Source organism: Roseateles terrae (assembly GCF_014192155.1).
In the GTDB taxonomy this organism is placed as follows: Bacteria; Pseudomonadota; Gammaproteobacteria; order Burkholderiales; family Burkholderiaceae_C; genus Roseateles; species Roseateles terrae.
Window position 1 is genome coordinate 627,307 of the sequence record NZ_JACHXO010000002.1, and the last position, 16,710, is coordinate 644,016.

16 protein-coding genes are annotated in these 16,710 nt (G+C 65.5%); 14 read left to right on the plus strand and 2 right to left on the minus strand.

The annotated features are described in order from the left end of the window. Positions 1-143 precede the first annotated feature (143 nt). The 4 genes from sctQ to FHS28_RS09185 all read left to right on the plus strand — a co-directional run bounded on the left by sctQ (position 144) and on the right by FHS28_RS09185 (position 2,962). On the plus strand, positions 144-1,220 hold the full coding sequence (gene sctQ / locus FHS28_RS09170) for a type III secretion system cytoplasmic ring protein SctQ (RefSeq protein WP_088450570.1): 1,077 nt from the start codon (positions 144-146) through the stop codon (positions 1,218-1,220). Further along, the gene (locus tag FHS28_RS09175) at positions 1,217-1,963 is read left to right on the plus strand and encodes an EscR/YscR/HrcR family type III secretion system export apparatus protein (protein ID WP_088450572.1); all 747 of its coding nucleotides are present in this window, start codon (positions 1,217-1,219) and stop codon (positions 1,961-1,963) included. The genes sctQ and FHS28_RS09175 overlap by 4 nt, the downstream gene beginning before the upstream one ends. 10 nt (positions 1,964-1,973) lie before the next feature. After that, positions 1,974-2,243, plus strand: a complete 270-nt coding sequence (gene sctS, locus FHS28_RS09180; protein ID WP_088450574.1) for a type III secretion system export apparatus subunit SctS — start codon at positions 1,974-1,976, stop codon at positions 2,241-2,243. A gap of 116 nt (positions 2,244-2,359) precedes the next feature. Then, a complete protein-coding gene (locus tag FHS28_RS09185; protein WP_184294440.1) occupies positions 2,360-2,962 on the plus strand; it encodes a sigma-70 family RNA polymerase sigma factor in 603 nt (200 codons plus the stop codon). A gap of 57 nt (positions 2,963-3,019) precedes the next feature. On the opposite strand, the gene ubiB is transcribed toward FHS28_RS09185, so the two are convergent. Both ubiB and FHS28_RS09195 read right to left on the minus strand, forming a co-directional pair. Further along, a complete protein-coding gene (gene ubiB / locus FHS28_RS09190) occupies positions 3,020-4,576 on the minus strand; it encodes a ubiquinone biosynthesis regulatory protein kinase UbiB (protein WP_088450578.1) in 1,557 nt (518 codons plus the stop codon). A gap of 13 nt (positions 4,577-4,589) precedes the next feature. Continuing rightward, positions 4,590-5,123: a hypothetical protein gene (locus tag FHS28_RS09195; RefSeq protein ID WP_184294443.1), complete on the minus strand. Its 534-nt coding sequence runs from the start codon at positions 5,121-5,123 to the stop codon at positions 4,590-4,592. A 288-nt stretch (positions 5,124-5,411) separates the two neighbouring features. Here FHS28_RS09195 and FHS28_RS09200 point away from each other — a divergent pair, with 288 nt between their 5' ends. The 10 genes from FHS28_RS09200 to wecB all read left to right on the plus strand — a co-directional run bounded on the left by FHS28_RS09200 (position 5,412) and on the right by wecB (position 16,541). Next, on the plus strand, positions 5,412-6,806 hold the full coding sequence (locus tag FHS28_RS09200; RefSeq protein WP_088450580.1) for an undecaprenyl-phosphate glucose phosphotransferase: 1,395 nt from the start codon (positions 5,412-5,414) through the stop codon (positions 6,804-6,806). Positions 6,807-6,833: 27 nt separating this feature from the next. Further along, complete coding sequence (locus tag FHS28_RS09205) at positions 6,834-8,063, plus strand: TonB-dependent receptor domain-containing protein (protein ID WP_088450582.1); 1,230 nt, start codon at positions 6,834-6,836, stop codon at positions 8,061-8,063. A gap of 15 nt (positions 8,064-8,078) precedes the next feature. After that, the gene (gene galE / locus FHS28_RS09210; protein ID WP_088450584.1) at positions 8,079-9,107 is read left to right on the plus strand and encodes a UDP-glucose 4-epimerase GalE; all 1,029 of its coding nucleotides are present in this window, start codon (positions 8,079-8,081) and stop codon (positions 9,105-9,107) included. 26 nt (positions 9,108-9,133) lie between these two features. Beyond that, positions 9,134-10,543, plus strand: coding sequence for a mannose-1-phosphate guanylyltransferase/mannose-6-phosphate isomerase (locus FHS28_RS09215; protein ID WP_088450702.1), 1,410 nt, complete (start codon positions 9,134-9,136; stop codon positions 10,541-10,543). 73 nt (positions 10,544-10,616) lie between these two features. Further along, positions 10,617-11,897 carry a nucleotide sugar dehydrogenase gene (locus tag FHS28_RS09220; RefSeq protein ID WP_088450586.1) on the plus strand — a complete coding sequence of 427 codons (1,281 nt, stop codon included), beginning with the start codon at positions 10,617-10,619 and terminating at the stop codon, positions 11,895-11,897. An 80-nt stretch (positions 11,898-11,977) separates the two neighbouring features. Further along, positions 11,978-13,048 carry a dTDP-glucose 4,6-dehydratase gene (gene rfbB / locus FHS28_RS09225; protein WP_088450588.1) on the plus strand — a complete coding sequence of 357 codons (1,071 nt, stop codon included), beginning with the start codon at positions 11,978-11,980 and terminating at the stop codon, positions 13,046-13,048. A gap of 9 nt (positions 13,049-13,057) precedes the next feature. Beyond that, a complete protein-coding gene (rfbD, locus tag FHS28_RS09230) occupies positions 13,058-13,939 on the plus strand; it encodes a dTDP-4-dehydrorhamnose reductase (protein ID WP_088450590.1) in 882 nt (293 codons plus the stop codon). Between the two features lie 8 nt (positions 13,940-13,947). Further along, positions 13,948-14,850 (plus strand): glucose-1-phosphate thymidylyltransferase RfbA, encoded by a 903-nt coding sequence (gene rfbA, locus FHS28_RS09235; protein WP_088450592.1) that lies wholly within the window; start codon positions 13,948-13,950, stop codon positions 14,848-14,850. Continuing rightward, positions 14,850-15,401 (plus strand): dTDP-4-dehydrorhamnose 3,5-epimerase, encoded by a 552-nt coding sequence (gene rfbC / locus FHS28_RS09240; protein ID WP_088450594.1) that lies wholly within the window; start codon positions 14,850-14,852, stop codon positions 15,399-15,401. The genes rfbA and rfbC overlap by 1 nt, the downstream gene beginning before the upstream one ends. A gap of 12 nt (positions 15,402-15,413) precedes the next feature. Continuing rightward, a complete protein-coding gene (wecB, locus tag FHS28_RS09245) occupies positions 15,414-16,541 on the plus strand; it encodes a non-hydrolyzing UDP-N-acetylglucosamine 2-epimerase (protein WP_088450596.1) in 1,128 nt (375 codons plus the stop codon). The last annotated feature ends 169 nt before the right edge of the window (positions 16,542-16,710 follow it).

Sequence of the window (16,710 nt, forward strand, 5' to 3'; positions counted from 1 at the left end):
GGCCCTTTGCATTGACCAAGCGCATGGCGGCGTGCGTGACCCGGAACCCACTTGTCACGTGACCCGTACTGACCTGACGTTTTTTTGCAAGCGCCCCTTTTGTCACCCCCTTTTTCAAGGCAGACGCTCCTGCCCGATACATCATGAATGTCGACGCTTCCGGTCCTGCAGATTCGTCTGCCCGACCCCTTCATCTGCGACGTGTGTCCGATCTCCAGGCCCGGCTGTCACGGCAGCTGGCGGGGGGCCTGGTGTGGCCGCTCGACACGCCGGACCTGCCCTGGCCCCGGGCTGAACTGCTGCTCTCACCTGCCGCGCCGCTGGAGGACCACGACCCCACCCGCGTGTGCCTGCAAGGCCGCCACGGGACGCTGCATCTGCACGATGGCAGCCTGCTGACGCTGCTCACCGGCGTGCAATATCCCGCCGATGCCCCGGCGGCCGTGATTCACGATCTGCACCGCCTGGCATTGGCGCGCATTCCTCCCGCGTTGGTGGAATGCCTGGGCGGGCCATTCCATGTCTTTGCTTCAGATCAATCTCCCTCCGATACGGGGTGCGGAGATTCTTCCGACCTGCAATGCCTGTTGACCTTGACCGATGTCAATGAGGATTGCCACACCTTTCTTCTGCAAGCGTCGGCGGCCACCTTGTGCCGCTGGTCGGCCAGCGCGGGATGGCAGAGACATGCGCTTGATCTGCGTGCCACGCGCGCCCTTCCCGCTCCTCTGCGTCAGCTGAGCTTCACAGGCGGATTGCACCTGGGACGACGCGCGATTCATGCCGATCGGCTCGCCCGCATCGGGGTGGGCGACGCCCTGCTAATCCCGCCGGGGGATGACGCGCTCAAGCCCCCGCTCCGCATGCTTTTGGGATCGGCACTAGCAAATGTTTGTCAGCGAGCCGACGACTCCTATGTATTCCAAGGATGGGTCCCCAACCCCCCTCCCCTTTCCAATCCTTCTCATGTCAAGGCAATTGAAAAGGTCCCTCCCATCATGGATGCATTGAAAGTCGATCTCGATTTCGTCGTCGGCCGACTGTCGATGACCGTCGCTGAACTGACAGCGCTCAATAGCGGTCGAATACTCCCTCTCGAATTGGCCACGCCGCCGCGGGTGCGCATCGTTGCGCACGGCACGGAACTGGGCAGCGGTGAATTGATCGAGCTGGATGGACGTCTGGCGGTGGAAATCACCGACTGGGGCACCCGGCCATGAACCTCGCCGCCTACGACCCGATTTCGCTGGTCCTGCTGCTGGCCGGCATGGCCCTGCTGCCGCTGCTGATGGTCTGCACCACCGCGTTCCTGAAGATCTCGATGGTGTTGATGATCGTGCGCAACGCCCTGGGCGTGCAGCAGGTGCCGCCCGGCATCGCCGTCAACGCCGTGGCGCTCGCCGCGACGCTGTTCGTGATGGCACCCATCTTCAACGAGATGGCTGGCCGGCTGCAGTTGACCTCGTCATCGAAGGAAGGGTCGGGGCGGCCGTCGTCTTACAGCGCGGCATCCGGCGGCGCCGCTGCGGGCTACGCAGGCGGATCTGCGGCCGGTGAGTCCGGCAGCGTTCCCAGCCGCGGGAGCCTGGCCCACGTGGCCTACGCCGCCGAGCCGCTGCGTGAATTCATGCTGGCCAACACCGTGCCGGAGCGTCGCCAACGCTTCGTGGAACTGGCCCAGCGCCAGTGGAAGCGAAGCGCCCTGGGCACGCCGAACGAGCGTGACTACGTGGTGCTCATCCCCTGCTTCGTCATCTCCGAGATGGAGATGGCGCTGAAGGCCGGTTTTGTTCTCTATGTCCCCTTTGTCGTCATCGACCTGCTGCTGTCCAACCTGCTGCTCGCGCTGGGCATGCAGATGGTGTCGCCAATGGTCGTGTCCCTGCCCCTGAAGCTGCTGCTGTTTGTCGTGCTCGACGGATGGACGCGGCTGTTCGAAGGCCTCGTGGCCTCGTACGCCTGAGGAGCCTTCCATGGTCGAGACCCTCGCTTTTTTCCAGAAGGGCCTGCTGGCCGTCATCTGGTTGTCCATGCCCAGCCTGATCGTGGCCGTCATCACCGGTGTGGTGGTGTCGCTGCTGCAGGCGGTCCTGTCCATGCAGGACCAGAGCATTCCGTTCGCCGTCAAGTTGCTCGCCGTCGGGGTCACCCTGGCGGCCACCGGCCGCTGGGTGGCACTTCAGATTCTTTCACTCGGCGAGCAGGCCCTGTCCGCGCTGGCCACCTTTGGAGGTCGACCATGAACCGCGAATCCTGTCTCTCTACCGTTTCTTTCCCGGGGAGTCTCAACGCCCACACGAGCCTGCCGGTTCCCGCCGGCCACGACACAGGCCCGGGCACTTCACCAGTCCTCAACGATATGACCGACCAAGACAACGAAGCGCGGAGTCGTCAGCAGCAGGTCCTGACGCACATCGTCCGCATCGCACGGGAGTCCCGCAACGATTCGAGCAAGCTCAAGCGTTTCCTGCGCCGCTACGAGCGCTCCCCCGGGGAATTGGACGACATCATCCAGGACGCCCTGCTCGAAGCCACCCGCTGCAGCGACCGCTTCATGGCGAAGTCATCCGTCGAGACCTGGTTCTTCGGTATCGCGGCCAACGTCGCCCGCAACCATGTGGCCCGCAGCGCCAAGCGCAGCAGTCAGGTGGAAAGCCTGGACGCCACGCCGCATATGGTGGACGGTGAAATGGCCCAGCGCAGCGTCGAAGCCGTGATGGATGTGAGTCAGTGCGTGTCTTATCGCCAGCTGGCCAAGGTGGTGGACGACACACTCGCCGGTCTCTCCCCCGATCTGCGCGGCACCTTTCACCTGGCGTGCCTGGAGGAAGAGTCCTACCGCGATGTGGCGGCGATCCAGTCGATTCCCATCGGCACCGTCCGCTCGCGGGTCAACCGGGTGCGCACCCTGCTGCGCTCGAAGCTGCAACAAGGGTTTGCGGATTACGCCACCCAGAACTGAGCGCGGGACGGGAGCGGGGCCGACCGGCCCCGTTTGGCCCCGTCCGCTCGCGCCGGGTCACCAGGGCATCCAGCGCAGCACCACCTGGCTGGCCACCAGAGCCACCATGAATCCGGCAATGCCCCAGACCAGGCCCTGCAGCAGATGATTGGTGCGGCGCTGCTCGGCGAGCAATTGCCGCGTCAGTTCATCGCGGCGGCCGTCCCCCTGCTGCTTCAGGGCCTCATGCATCAGCCGCGGGAACTCCGGCAGCATCTGCGCAAAGCGCGGCGCTTCCTTCTTCAGGTGATGCAGGAATGACCGCCAGCCCACCTGCTCATCCATCCAGCGTTCCAGGAACGGTTTGGCTGTGGCCCAGAGGTCCAGCTCCGGATCGAGCTGCCGTCCCAGACCTTCAATGTTGAGCAGCGTTTTTTGCAGCAAAACCAGCTGCGGTTGAATCTCGACGTTAAATCGTCGCGAAATCTGAAACAGGCGCATCAGCACCTGGCCGAGGGAAATGTCCTTCAATGGGCGATCAAAGTGCGGTTCGCAGACGGTGCGCACCGCGCCTTCGAGTTCATCCACCCGTGTCTGCGGGGGGACCCAGCCGGACTCGATGTGCAGCTCCGCCACCCGTTTGTAATCGCGGCGGAAGAAGGCGATGAAGTTCTGGGCGAGATAGTCCTTGTCCACCTCGGTCAGCGTGCCGATGATGCCGAAGTCCAGGGCCACGTAACGGCCGAAGGTCTGCGGCTCCAGGCTCACCTGGATGTTGCCCGGGTGCATGTCCGCATGGAAGAAGCCGTCGCGGAAGACCTGGGTGAAGAAGATGGTGACGCCATCGCGCGCCAGCTTCGGAATATCCACACCCGCTTCGCGCAGCCGCTCCAGCTGGGAGATGGGGACACCGCGCATGCGCTCCATCACGATGACCTCGCTGGCGCACAGTTCCCAGATCATCTCCGGCACCAGCACCAGCTGCAGGTCCTGCATGTTGCGGCGCAGCTGGGCGGCATTGGCGGCTTCGCGCACCAGGTCCAGCTCGTCATGCAGATAGGTGTTGAACTCGGCCACCACCTCGCGCGGCTTCAGCCGGCGGCCGTCCGCCGAGAAGCGCTCGATCCAGCCGGCCAGCGTGCGCATCAACGCCAGATCGTCCTCGATGACGTCCAGCATGCCGGGTCGCAGCACCTTCACCGCCACTTCCCGCCCGTCCGGCAGCACCGCAAAGTGCACCTGGGCGATGGACGCACTGGCCACCGGCTGGGCGTCGAAGCTGGCGAAGATGTCTTCAATGCGGCGGCCAAAAGCCCGCTCGATCAGCATGCGGGACTGCTCCGCCGGGAACGGCGGCACGTTGTCCTGCAGGCGGGAGAGCTCGACCACCAGGTCGTCCGGGACGAGGTCCCGGCGGGTGGACAGCAGCTGCCCAAACTTCACGAAGATGGGACCCAGGCGCTCCAGCGCCATGCGCAGCCGCACGCCGCGGGGTTGGTCCCAGGCGCGGCCGACCGAAATCAGGCGGCGCAGGAAACGGAAACGGCGCTGCTTGAGCGTGGAGAGCGCCAGCTCATCCAGGCCAAAGCGGTACAGGGTCCAGACAATGACCAGCAGGCGGGACAGATATCTCATGAATCCCTGCCGGTCAGCCCCGTCCGGATCCGTCCGGCATGAAGCGGCCGGCCTGACGGGCCAGCAGCGCCATCCCCTGCGCCGCCGCGCGGCCGATGCGTCCCAGCTGATGGGCGACGGCCGGTCCGGTGATGGCGGCCAGGTCGTCTTCAATGTCCCAGCGCAGGTTGTCGATCAGCCAGTTGATCTCGCCGGCCAGCTGCGCATCGCCCTGCACCCGCACGTCCGGACGTTCGCCGGACAACACACCGAAGGCGGCCGCGGCCGGATTGGATGCTTCCAGTTGTATTTCCAGGTCCGGTTCTTGCTCTTGGGTTTCCCCGTCATTCAACCGTTCCAGAAGACCGGCGGGCGTGATGCGCAGACGCAGGTCGGGCGCGGCAGGCAACAGGCGGGGCCATCCCGCCAGATGCAGCCGCACCGTCTTGCCAGCCTGCGGCGCCAGACGTGTCGACACGATCGGCTCGCGCGACATGACATGGTTGAGCAATAGCGTGATGCGATCCTGCACAGCAGGGGCCAGGAGCTTGGACCATTCTTGAAGCATGGGCGGATTGTAGGCAGACCCAGCCCGAGGGTAGGGGGTCGTTGGTTACGAGTGGGGGGATGGAATTGAGCGAGAATTTCCGGCTCCGGCCGGGACAAGGGGGTAACCCGGCCAGTCATGCCCCAGGCATGGCCGGAACGGGACAGGTGCGGAAAGCGCCGCCAGAGCTGGCCATTGATAAGCCGGACGGGCAGCGCGGCTCAGGAGAGCCGGCCAACGGCCGGGCTGCTGGGCATGGCCGGAAGGCCAGTCCGTGGCAAGAGGGAAGCAACCAAGGACCACAGGGTGATGTTTGAGGATCGGAACTACAAGAGAACGTTCTACAGTGCGCCGCAATCGGTCCAGTCCTTCATCGCGGCGTTTCTCGAGCCCAGCCTGATCGTCCTGGTCTATCTCGCCGTGCTGGCCTGGTTTGGCGAGCCGGTGATGCGGTCGACCTATACGTTGTGCATGCTGGTGTTTGCGCTCACCTTTCCGGGACGCAACCACTTCGGTGAACATCCTGCCAGTGCGGTGACCGACATCATCGGTTCCTGGCTGATGCTGCTGTTGATTCTTGGCATGTTTGCCTACGCCACCAGCAGCTTCCACTACTTCGAGCGCGATGTGCTGATGTGGTGGGCCATCCTCACGCCGGTGAGCCAGATCGTGGCGGTGGAGGTGGGCCGGCAGGTGCTGCGCTGGCGCTCGCGCCAGCCGTGGATCCGCCGCTCGGCCATCATCGTGGGCGCCGGCCCGCTCGGCGCCAAGGTGGCCCGGGCGCTGGAAGCCGGTCCCATGAAGGGCGTGGAACTGCTGGGTTTCTTCGACGACCGTCAGGATGACCGGCTGCATGGCGACACCAATGGCCGCATCCTGGGCACGCTGCCGGAGCTGAGCGACTTCGTCCGCGCCCATGGCGTGCGGGAGGTCTACATCACCCTGCCGCTGGGCTCGCAGCCCCGCATCGTGCAGCTGCTGGAGCAGGTGCAGGGCACCACCGCCTCGATCTTCTTCGTGCCGGACGTCTTCGGCATCAGCATCATCCAGGGCCGCCTGCAGGACATGAACGGCGTGCCGGTGGTGGGCATTCTGGAAACCCCGTTCACCGGGGTGAACGAGGTGGTCAAGCGCATCAGCGACATCATCCTGGCCAGCCTGATCCTGCTGCTGATCTCCCCCATCCTGGTGGCGCTGGCCATCGGGGTGAAGATGAGCTCGCCCGGACCGATCATCTTCCGCCAGCGCCGCAATGGCCTGGATGGCGACGAGATCATGGTCTACAAGTTCCGCTCGATGCGGGTGATGGACAACGGCACCGTGGTCAAGCAGGCCACCAAGGGCGACCCGCGCATCACGCCGTTTGGCGCCTTCATCCGCCGCACGTCCCTGGACGAGCTGCCGCAGTTCGTCAACGTGCTGCAGGGCCGCATGAGCATCGTCGGCCCCCGCCCGCATGCGGTGGCCCACAACGAGGAATACCGCCAGATCATCAAGGCCTACATGGTCCGTCACAAGGTCAAACCGGGCATCACCGGCTGGGCCCAGGTCAACGGTCTGCGCGGCGAGACCGACACCATCGACAAGATGAAGGCCCGGGTGGAATACGACCTGGAATATCTGCGCAACTGGTCCCTCGGACTGGACCTGCAGATCATCGTGCGCACCGTGCGGCTCATGATTTTCGACCGCCACGCCTACTGACCCAGAAGCATCAGGAGCCTTCCCGTGATGACCCCCACTCAACGCCTGCACGCCCTGCCCCGACCGGCCCGCCTCGGCCGTGCCAGCGGCCGCGGTTGCCGTCCGTCGGTGCTGTGGCTGCTGACGGCCGGCCTGCTGGGCGTCAGCGCCGGCGCCTCGGCCCAGAGCAGCGGCGCCCCCTGGTATCTCGGGGCCGCGCTGTCGCAGCAATATGCCAACAACGTCTTTCGCGAGAACTCGGCGGAAAACAGCGACCAGTACACCACCCTCACCCTGCTGGGCGGGGCGGACGTGCGTCTGGGCCGGCAGCGTCTGTATGCCAACACCAAGTGGATGGACAACCGCTACAACCACAACGAGCAGTTGAACAACCGCGGTTTTGACATCCGCACCGGCATGGACTGGTCCACCGTCGGCGATCTCTCCGGCAACCTGACCTACCTGCGCAAGCGCTACCTGGCGGATTACAACGCCACCTCGCAGATCGCGCCCACCACCGACCGCAATATCCAGACCGACCAGAGCGCGGAAGCTACGGTGCGCCTGGGTCTGCCGTCCACCACGCCGCTGGCGCTGGAAGGCGGTTATGTCTACCGCACCCGGGACTATTCGCTGGCCAGTTATGTCAGCCAGGAATACCGTCAGGGCGCCACCTCGCTGGGCCTGACCTACAGCCCCAGCAGCCAGTGGCGTTTCGGTCTGGCCGGCCGCTACACCAAGGGCCGCAGCACCGACACCGACTTCGAATACTCCCGCAAGGACCTGGACCTGACCGCCGGCTGGACGCTGACCGGCTCGTCCAACCTGAATGCGCGCGTCAGCCGCAGCCGGGCCGATGGCTTTGATGGGGTCACCGGCGCGCTGGTCTGGGACTGGAAACCGGGCGGCCGCTGGAGCCTGTCGACCCAGATCTCGCGGGACACCGGCGTGGAAACCTATTACCTGGGTGTGGCGAACGTGGTGTCGGACTACAACCGGATCACCACCTCGGCGCAGGTGCAGGGTACCTACCGCCTCACCGGCAAGGTCAGCCTGACGGCAGGCGGCGGTTACTCGCGCGTCAGCCGTGACGACCGCAACCTCAACACCGGCTACAGCGACAACAGCCGCTTCTACAACGCCGGCATCAGCTGGCAGGCCACGCGCGCCGTGACCCTGGGCTGCAGCTACAGCCGGCAGAGCCGCAATTCCTATAGCACCCTCTACACCTACGATGCCTACACTGCAGGCTGCTATGTGCAGGGCGTGATCCAGTAAGACCAGGGAGTATTCATGAGCACCACCATCCTGTTGACCGGCGCGACCGGCTACATTGCCTCCCACACCTGGCTGGCCCTGCTGGCGGCCGGTTACCGTGTCATCGGCGTGGACAACTTCAGCAACAGCTCGCCCAAGGTGCTGGAGCGCCTGGCCGAACTGAGCGGCCAGACGCCGCTGTTCGAGAAGCTCGACGTCTGCGATGCGGCTGCCCTGGACCGGGTGTTCAGCGAATACCAGCCCGCCGCCGTGGTGCACTTCGCGGCCTTCAAGGCCGTCGGTGAATCCACCGCCAAGCCGCTGGCCTACTACCGCAACAACCTGGACGGCCTGTTGACCGTCTGCGAAGTGATGCAGCGTCACGGCTGCAAGCGCATCGTCTTCTCCTCTAGCGCCACCGTCTATGGCCAGCCGAAGTCGCTGCCGCTGCGCGAGGATGCGGAGCTGATGGCGGTCAATCCTTACGGCGCGACGAAGCTGATCGGCGAAGGCATCCTGCGTGATCTGGGCGCCTCCGACCCGAGTTGGCAGACCGCCTGCCTGCGTTACTTCAATCCGGTGGGCGCCCATGAAAGCGGCCGCATCGGCGAAGACCCGCGCGGCATCCCCAACAACCTGATGCCTTACGTGACCCAGGTGGCCGTTGGACGCCGCGCCAAGCTGAGCGTGTTCGGCAACGACTACGACACCCCGGACGGCACCGGCGTGCGCGACTACATCCACGTCGTGGATCTGGCCGAGGGCCATGTGGCGGCGCTGAAGTTCCTGCTGGCCGGCCAGGAATCGATCTGGGTCAACCTGGGCACCGGTCGCGGCTACAGCGTGCTGGAACTGGTCAACGCCTTCGCCAAGGCGAGCGGCCGCGAGATTCCGTATGAGATTGCACCGCGCCGCCCGGGCGACGTGGCCGCCTGTTATGCGGACCCGGCGCTGGCCCGTGAACGGCTGGGCTGGACGGCAAAATACGATTTGGCACGGATGTGCGAGGACAGCTGGCGCTGGCAGTCCCGCAATCCCAATGGATTTGAGGGAGCAGAAGCTTGAGCAAGATTGACGTCCTGCCGGTCATCATGGCCGGTGGCAGTGGAACGCGGCTGTGGCCGTTGTCGCGTGCGGGTTATCCGAAGCAGTTCCTGATCCTCAGCGGCAACACCAGCCTGTTCCAGCAGGCGGCGGACCGCCTGGCCACGCTGGGCGCGGAAGACATCGCCGTCGGCGCGCCGCTGGTGGTGGGCAATGAAGAACACCGCTTCATGGTGCTGGATCAGCTGCGCGAGCAGCGCCTGTCCCCCAGCGCCGTGATGCTGGAGCCGACCGGTCGCAACACCGCGCCTGCCATCACGCTGGCGGCCCTGCAGGCGTTGCAGGGCGGGTCGGATCCGGTGCTGGTGGTCACCCCGGCCGACCAGACGGTCACCGAAGCCGATGCTTTCACGACGGCGCTGCAGACGGCCATCCGTCAGGCGCAGGACGGCGCCATCGTCATCCTGGGCATCACGCCCGACCGTCCCGAAACCGGCTACGGCTACATCCGCGGCCAGGCGGAGGGCACTGGACTTCGGGTCGAAGCCTTTGTCGAGAAGCCCGATGCGGCCACGGCGCAGCGCTACCTGGACGAAGGCAGCTACTTCTGGAACAGCGGCATGTTTGTGCTGCGCGCCTCCACCTGGCTGAAGGCCCTGCAACGCTTTCGTCCTGACATCGAAGCGGCCACCCGCGCCGCCTTCGATGCCCGCCAAACCGACGGCGCCTTTGTGCGTCCGTCCAAGGACCTGTTCGGTCAGGTGCCGAGCGAGTCCATCGACTATGCGGTGATGGAGCACTGCCCCGGCAGCGAATTCCCGCTGCGCATGGTGCCGCTGGACGCCGGCTGGAACGACCTGGGCGCCTGGGAAGCCGTGTGGCAGGTCGCCCCCAAGGACAACGACGGCAACGCCAGCCGGGGTGACGCCATCATTGCGGACAGCCGCAACACCCTGGTGCATGCCACCAGCCGACTGGTGTCGGCGGTGGGGCTGGACAACATCGTGGTGGTGGAAACGCCGGACGCGGTGCTGGTGGCTGACCGCAGCAAGAGCCAGGACGTCAAGAAGATCGTCAATTCGCTCACCGCCAGCCAGCGGGACGAACACAACCTGCACCGCAAGGTGCACCGGCCGTGGGGCTGGTACGACAGCATCGACATGGGCGAGCGCTTCCAGGTCAAGCGCATCATGGTCAAGCCGGGCGCCTCACTGAGCCTGCAGATGCATCATCACCGGGCGGAGCACTGGATCGTGGTGCAAGGCACGGCGGAGGTCGTCAACGGCGACAAGACCATCCTGCTGAGCGAAAACCAGTCCACCTACATCCCGCTGGGCCAGGTGCATCGCCTGTCCAATCCGGGCAAGGTGCCGCTGGAAATCATCGAAGTGCAGTCCGGCTCCTATCTGGGCGAAGACGACATCGTGCGCTACCAGGACACCTACGGCCGCAATTGAGGGATCGGCGCCGCGCTCGAAAACCGCTACAAAGCCGGGTACAAAGAAGCGCACGCTAGAAGAGGAGAAGGCCGTGGCTGTGATTGCCGTTGTAGGTCTGGGATATGTGGGGCTGCCGCTGGTGGTCGAATTTGGCAAGCTGGGCCGCACCATCGGTTTCGACATTTCGACCGACAAGGTGGCCAGGTGCCGCGCCGGCACCGACCCGTCGCGCGAGCTGACCGACGACGAGGTGCGGGCCGCCGTCCACGCCGAATATCACAGCGACCCGGCCTGCCTGGCCGAGGCGGACGTCATCATCGTGGCGGTGCCCACGCCGGTGGACGACGCCCACATCCCGGACTTCCGGCCGCTGGTGGGCGCGTCGGCCAGCGTCGGCCGCCACATGAAGGCGGGGGCGGTGGTGGTGTTTGAATCCACCGTCTACCCCGGCGCGACCGAGGAAGTCTGCATTCCGGTGCTCGAGCGGGAGTCGGGCAAAGTCTGGAAGCGCGACTTCTTCGTCGGCTACAGCCCCGAGCGCATCAACCCGGGCGACAAGGAGCACACGCTCACCAAGATCCTGAAGATCGTCTCCGGAGACACACCGGAGACGCTGGACATCGTCGCCCGCACCTACGAGACCATCATCCGGCCGGGGGTGCACCGCGCTTCCAGCATCAAGACCGCCGAGGCGGCCAAGGTCATCGAGAACACTCAGCGCGACCTGAACATCGCGCTGATGAACGAGCTGGCCATCATCTTCGACCGGATCGGCCTGGACACCTCCGAGGTGCTGGAAGCCGCCGGCACCAAGTGGAACTTCCTGAAGTTCAAGCCGGGGCTGGTCGGCGGCCACTGCATCGGTGTGGATCCCTACTACCTCACCCACAAGGCGGACATGCTGGGCTACCACCCGCAGGTCATCCTGGCGGGGCGTCGCATCAACGACGGCATGGGCAAGTTCATCGCCGAACAGACCATCAAGCAGATGATCGCCGCGGGCAGCTACATCAAGGGTGCCAAGGTGAATGTGCTGGGCCTGACCTTCAAGGAAGATTGCGGCGACCTGCGCAATTCCAAGGTCATCGACATCATCCGCGAGCTGGAAAGTTATGGCGTGGAGGTCTGGGTGACCGACCCGGCGGCGGCGGCGGACGAAGCCATGCACGAATACGGCGTGCAGCTCCATCGCTTCGAGGATCTGCCGCAAGCCGACGCCATCGTGGCGGCGGTGGCGCACCGGGAGTACAAGGCCCTGAGCGTTGAGGCGCTTTGCGGCAAGGTGGTGGCCGGTGGCGCCTTCATCGACGTCAAGGCCGCTTTTGTGAGCGACAATCTTCGCGCCGCCGGTCTGAGGATTTGGCGCCTGTAATGGCAGCATCGCCTCCCCGCGCGGCGACTGGTCCTGCGCCGCAGGTCCATTTATGTTTCGCTCTAAGGATTCATTGAGTCATGACGATTCTCGTCACCGGCGGTGCCGGTTTCATCGGCAGCAACTTTGTGCTGGACTGGCTGCGCTCGTCGGACGAGCCCGTGGTCAACCTGGATGCGCTGACCTACGCGGGCAATCTGGAGAACCTGGCCAGCCTGCAAGGCGATGCCCGCCACCAGTTTGTGCAGGGCGACATCTGCGACCGCGCGCTGGTGGACCAGCTGCTGACGCAGCACCGCCCGCGCGCCATCGTGCACTTCGCGGCGGAAAGCCATGTGGACCGGTCCATCCATGGCCCGGGCGCCTTCATGCGAACCAACGTCGAGGGCACCTTCACGCTGTTGGAAGCCGCCCGCGCTTATTGGGGCGCGCTGGCCGAGGACGCCAAGGCGTCGTTCCGCTTTCATCATGTCTCGACCGATGAGGTCTACGGTTCCCTGAAGCCCGAAGATCCGCCTTTTGCAGAGACTAATCCCTACGAACCGAACAGCCCCTACTCGGCCTCGAAGGCGGCCAGCGACCATCTCGTGCGCGCCTGGCATCACACGTACGCGCTGCCGGTGGTGACCACAAATTGCAGCAATAACTACGGGCCCTACCATTTCCCGGAGAAGCTGATTCCGCTGATGATCGTCAATGCCCTGGCCGGCAAACCGCTGCCGGTCTATGGCGACGGGCAGCAGATCCGCGACTGGCTGTATGTCACCGACCACTGCTCCGGCATCCGTGCCGTGCTGGCGGGTGGCCGCGTGGGCGAGACCTACAACATCGGTGGCTGGAATGAACAGGCCAACATCGACATCGTGCGCACCGTCTGCGCACTGCTGGACGAGTTGCGCCCGGATGCTGCGGGGCCCTATAGCCGCTTGATCACCTACGTGAAGGACCGCCCGGGCCACGACCGCCGTTATGCCATCGACGCCCGCAAGATCGAACGCGAGCTGGGCTGGCGTCCCGCGGAAACCTTCGAGACCGGCATCCGCAAGACAGTGCAGTGGTATTTGTCCAATGAAGCCTGGGTCGCGCGGGTGCAGTCCGGTGCTTACCGTGACTGGGTGTCGCAGCAGTATGGCGCCGACCAGAGCCGCTGAGGGGCCGTGATGAAGCTGCTACTGCTGGGCAAGTCGGGCCAACTGGGCTGGGAACTGCAACGCGCGCTGGCGCCGCTGGGGACGCTGGTGTCGCTGGATCGCACCGACGGCGGTGACCTCTCGGACAGCGACGCGCTGGCCGCCACGGTGCGCCGGGTCGCGCCGGAGGTGATCGTGAATGCGGCCGCCTACACGGCGGTCGACAAGGCTGAATCCGAAGAGGCGGCGGCTCGCCAGATCAACGCCACAGCCGTCGGTGTCCTGGCCGCCGAAGCACGTGCCCTGGGCGCCCTGCTGGTGCACTACAGCACGGACTACGTCTTTGATGGCAGCGGTGATCAGGCACGTGACGAATCGGCTGCCACCGGCCCATTGAGCGCCTATGGCCGCACCAAGCTGGAAGGCGAGCGCCTCATCGCGGAGCACGGGGCCGATGCGCTGGTCCTGCGGACCAGCTGGGTGTATGCGGCACGCGGCGGCAACTTCGCCAAGACGATGCTGCGGCTGGCGGCGGAGCGGGAACAGCTCAAGGTGGTCGCCGATCAGATCGGTGCGCCCACCGGCGCCGACCTGCTGGCGGACGTGACCGCACATCTGGTGCGCAGCGCGACGGCGGATCGGTCGCTGTGCGGGGTGTATCACGCGGTGGCCAGCGGAGCGACGAGCTGGCATCAGTATGCGCAGCATGTGCTGCGGCGTGCCGCGGCCAAGGGCGTGACGCTCAAGGTGCAGGCGGAGCAGGTGGAAGCGATTCCAACCTCGGCCTACCCGGTGCCGGCGCCCCGGCCCTTGAACTCCCGCCTCGACAACCGCGCCCTGCAGTCGCGTTTCGGACTGGTGATGCCGCACTGGCAGACCGGTGTGGACCGCATGCTCGACGAGATTCTGTGAGGACCCTTATGCCAACGACTCCTGCGACCTCCACCCGCAAGGGCATCATTCTGGCGGGGGGCTCTGGCACCCGGCTGCATCCGGCGACGCTGGCCATGAGCAAGCAGCTGCTGCCGGTCTACGACAAGCCGATGGTGTATTACCCGCTGAGTACGCTGATGCTGGCGGGCATCCGGGACATCCTGCTGATCAGCACGCCGCAGGACCTGCCGCGTTTCGAGGCGCTGCTGGGGGATGGGTCGCGCTGGGGCATTCGGCTGGAATACTGCGTGCAGCCGTCGCCGGACGGGCTGGCGCAGGCCTTCATTCTGGGCCGCGACTTCATCAACGGCTCCCCGAGCGCGCTGGTGCTGGGCGACAACATCTTCTACGGCCACGACCTGCTGGGTCTGCTGCGGGCGGCGGATGAGCGCACCAACGGCGCGACGGTGTTCGCCTATCACGTCCATGATCCGGAGCGTTATGGGGTGGTGGAATTCGACAATGACCGGCGCGCGCTGAGCATCGAAGAGAAGCCGCTCAAGCCCAAGAGCAACTATGCGGTGACCGGCCTGTACTTCTACGACTCGCAGGTCTGCGACATTGCAGCGGATATCAAGCCGAGCGCCCGTGGCGAGCTGGAAATCACCGACGTGAACGCGCGGTATCTGGCGCAGCAGGAGCTGAAGGTCGAGATCATGGGGCGCGGCTATGCATGGCTGGATACCGGCACCCATGACAGCCTGCTGGAAGCGGGCCAGTTCATCGCCACGCTGGAAAAGCGTCAGGGGTTGAAGGTGGCCTGTCCGGAAGAAATTGCCTACCGCCGCGGCTGGATCACCGCAGAACAGCTGGAGCGTCTGGCGCAGCCCATGTTGAAGAACGGGTATGGCCAATACCTGAAGCAACTGCTGAACGAGAAAGTGTTTTGATGAACGTCATTCCGACCGCGCTGCCGGAAGTCCTGATTCTTGAACCGAAGGTGTTCGGGGATGCCCGTGGCTTCTTCATGGAAAGCTGGACCGAGCCGAAGTTCAATGCAGCGGTGGGCCATGAGGTCCGGTTTGTGCAGGACAACCACTCCCGGTCCAGCCGTGGGGTGCTGCGGGGTCTGCACTTCCAGCTGCCGCCGCATGCGCAGGGCAAGCTGGTGCGGTGCACGGCGGGCGCCGTGTTCGACGTGGCGGTGGACATGCGCAAGTCCAGCCCGCGTTTCGGCCAGTGGGCGGGCGTGGAGCTGAGCGGGGAGAACCATCGTCAGCTGTGGATTCCACCGGGCTTTGCGCACGGCTTCCTGGTGCTGAGCGAGACGGCGGACTTCCTGTACAAGACGACCGACCTGTATGCGCCGCAGGCGGAAGGCTCGGTGCGGTGGGACGATCCGGCGATCGGCATTCAATGGCCGGACACCGGCGCGGCGCCCAAGCTGGCGGACAAGGACGCCCAGGCCCCGCTGCTGGCGGACGCGAAGTTCTTCGATTGAGGCGCTGAGCGGATGGCTGCGCCGCTGCTGCATCTGATTGCCGGGGCGCGGCCTAACTTCATGAAGCTGGCACCGCTGGTGCGGGCCTTGAAGGACGACGGTCGGCTGGCCTGGCGGCTGGTGCACACCGGCCAGCACCATGACCACGCGATGAGCGGCGTGTTCTTCGAGGAACTGGGGCTTCCCCCGCCGGATGTGTCGCTCGGTTGTGCTGGCGGGAGCCATGCACAGCTGACGGCGCGTATTCTGGACGCGTATGAGCCGGTGGTGGTGGCGGACCGTCCTGCCGCCTGCGTGGTGGTGGGCGATGTCGATTCGACGCTGGCCTGTGCGCTGGTGGCCCGCAAACTCGGCGTGCGTGTGGCGCATGTGGAGGCGGGGCTGCGCAGCGGGGACATGCGGATGCCGGAGGAGATCAACCGGCGAGCCACCGATGCGATCTCCGACTGGCTGTTCACGACCGAGCCGAGTGCGGCGGAGCATTTGCGCCGTGAAGGGCATCCGGCCTCGCAGATCCATCCGGTGGGTCATGTGATGGTGGACAACCTGCTTTATCAACACACGCTGCTGGCGGGGGTAGATCGGCAGGGGTGGCCCGGGAGGGCGGAACAGATGGCGGCGGTGGCCGCTGCCGGGCGTTATGGGGTGGTGACGCTGCATCGGCCGTCCAACGTGGACGATGCGGTGCAGCTGGTGGCGCTGCTGGAGGCGCTGGGAGACCTGTCGCGGCGATTGCCGCTGCTGTTCCCGGTGCACCCCCGCACGCTGGGCCGGATCCAGGCCTTGCGGCTGTCACTGCCGCCGACGCTGGTGCTGCTCCCGCCGCTGCCCTATCGGCCGTTCCTGGCCCTGTGGAGCGAGGCGGCGCTGGTGCTGACCGACAGCGGAGGACTTCAGGAAGAAACCACCGCGCTGGGGGTGCCGTGTCTGACGATCCGCGAAAACACAGAGCGGCCGGTCACGGTGGAGTTGGGGAGCAACCGGCTCGTGGGGACGCGGGCGGGAGATGTGGTCGCTGCGGCGCATGAGTGCCTCGACGCACTGGACCGGGGGGAACCGCGGCGGCGTGGGGAACGGCCGCCTCTGTGGGATGGCGCGGCAGCGCGCAGGATCGTTGAAGTCCTCGCGCGTGAGGTGTAGCTGGTTGACTTCGCTCGTTGGCGGGATTCTTTGACTCCGCACGAAACCGCCAAGCGGGCCCCCTTTTTCTCCATGTCCTCCGTCCCCTTCGGGTCCTCCCCCTTGTATCTTCCCTCAAAACGGCTGGTCAGCTGTTGGTCAGTCTGGGCAGGCAGCCGCAGAATTGCAG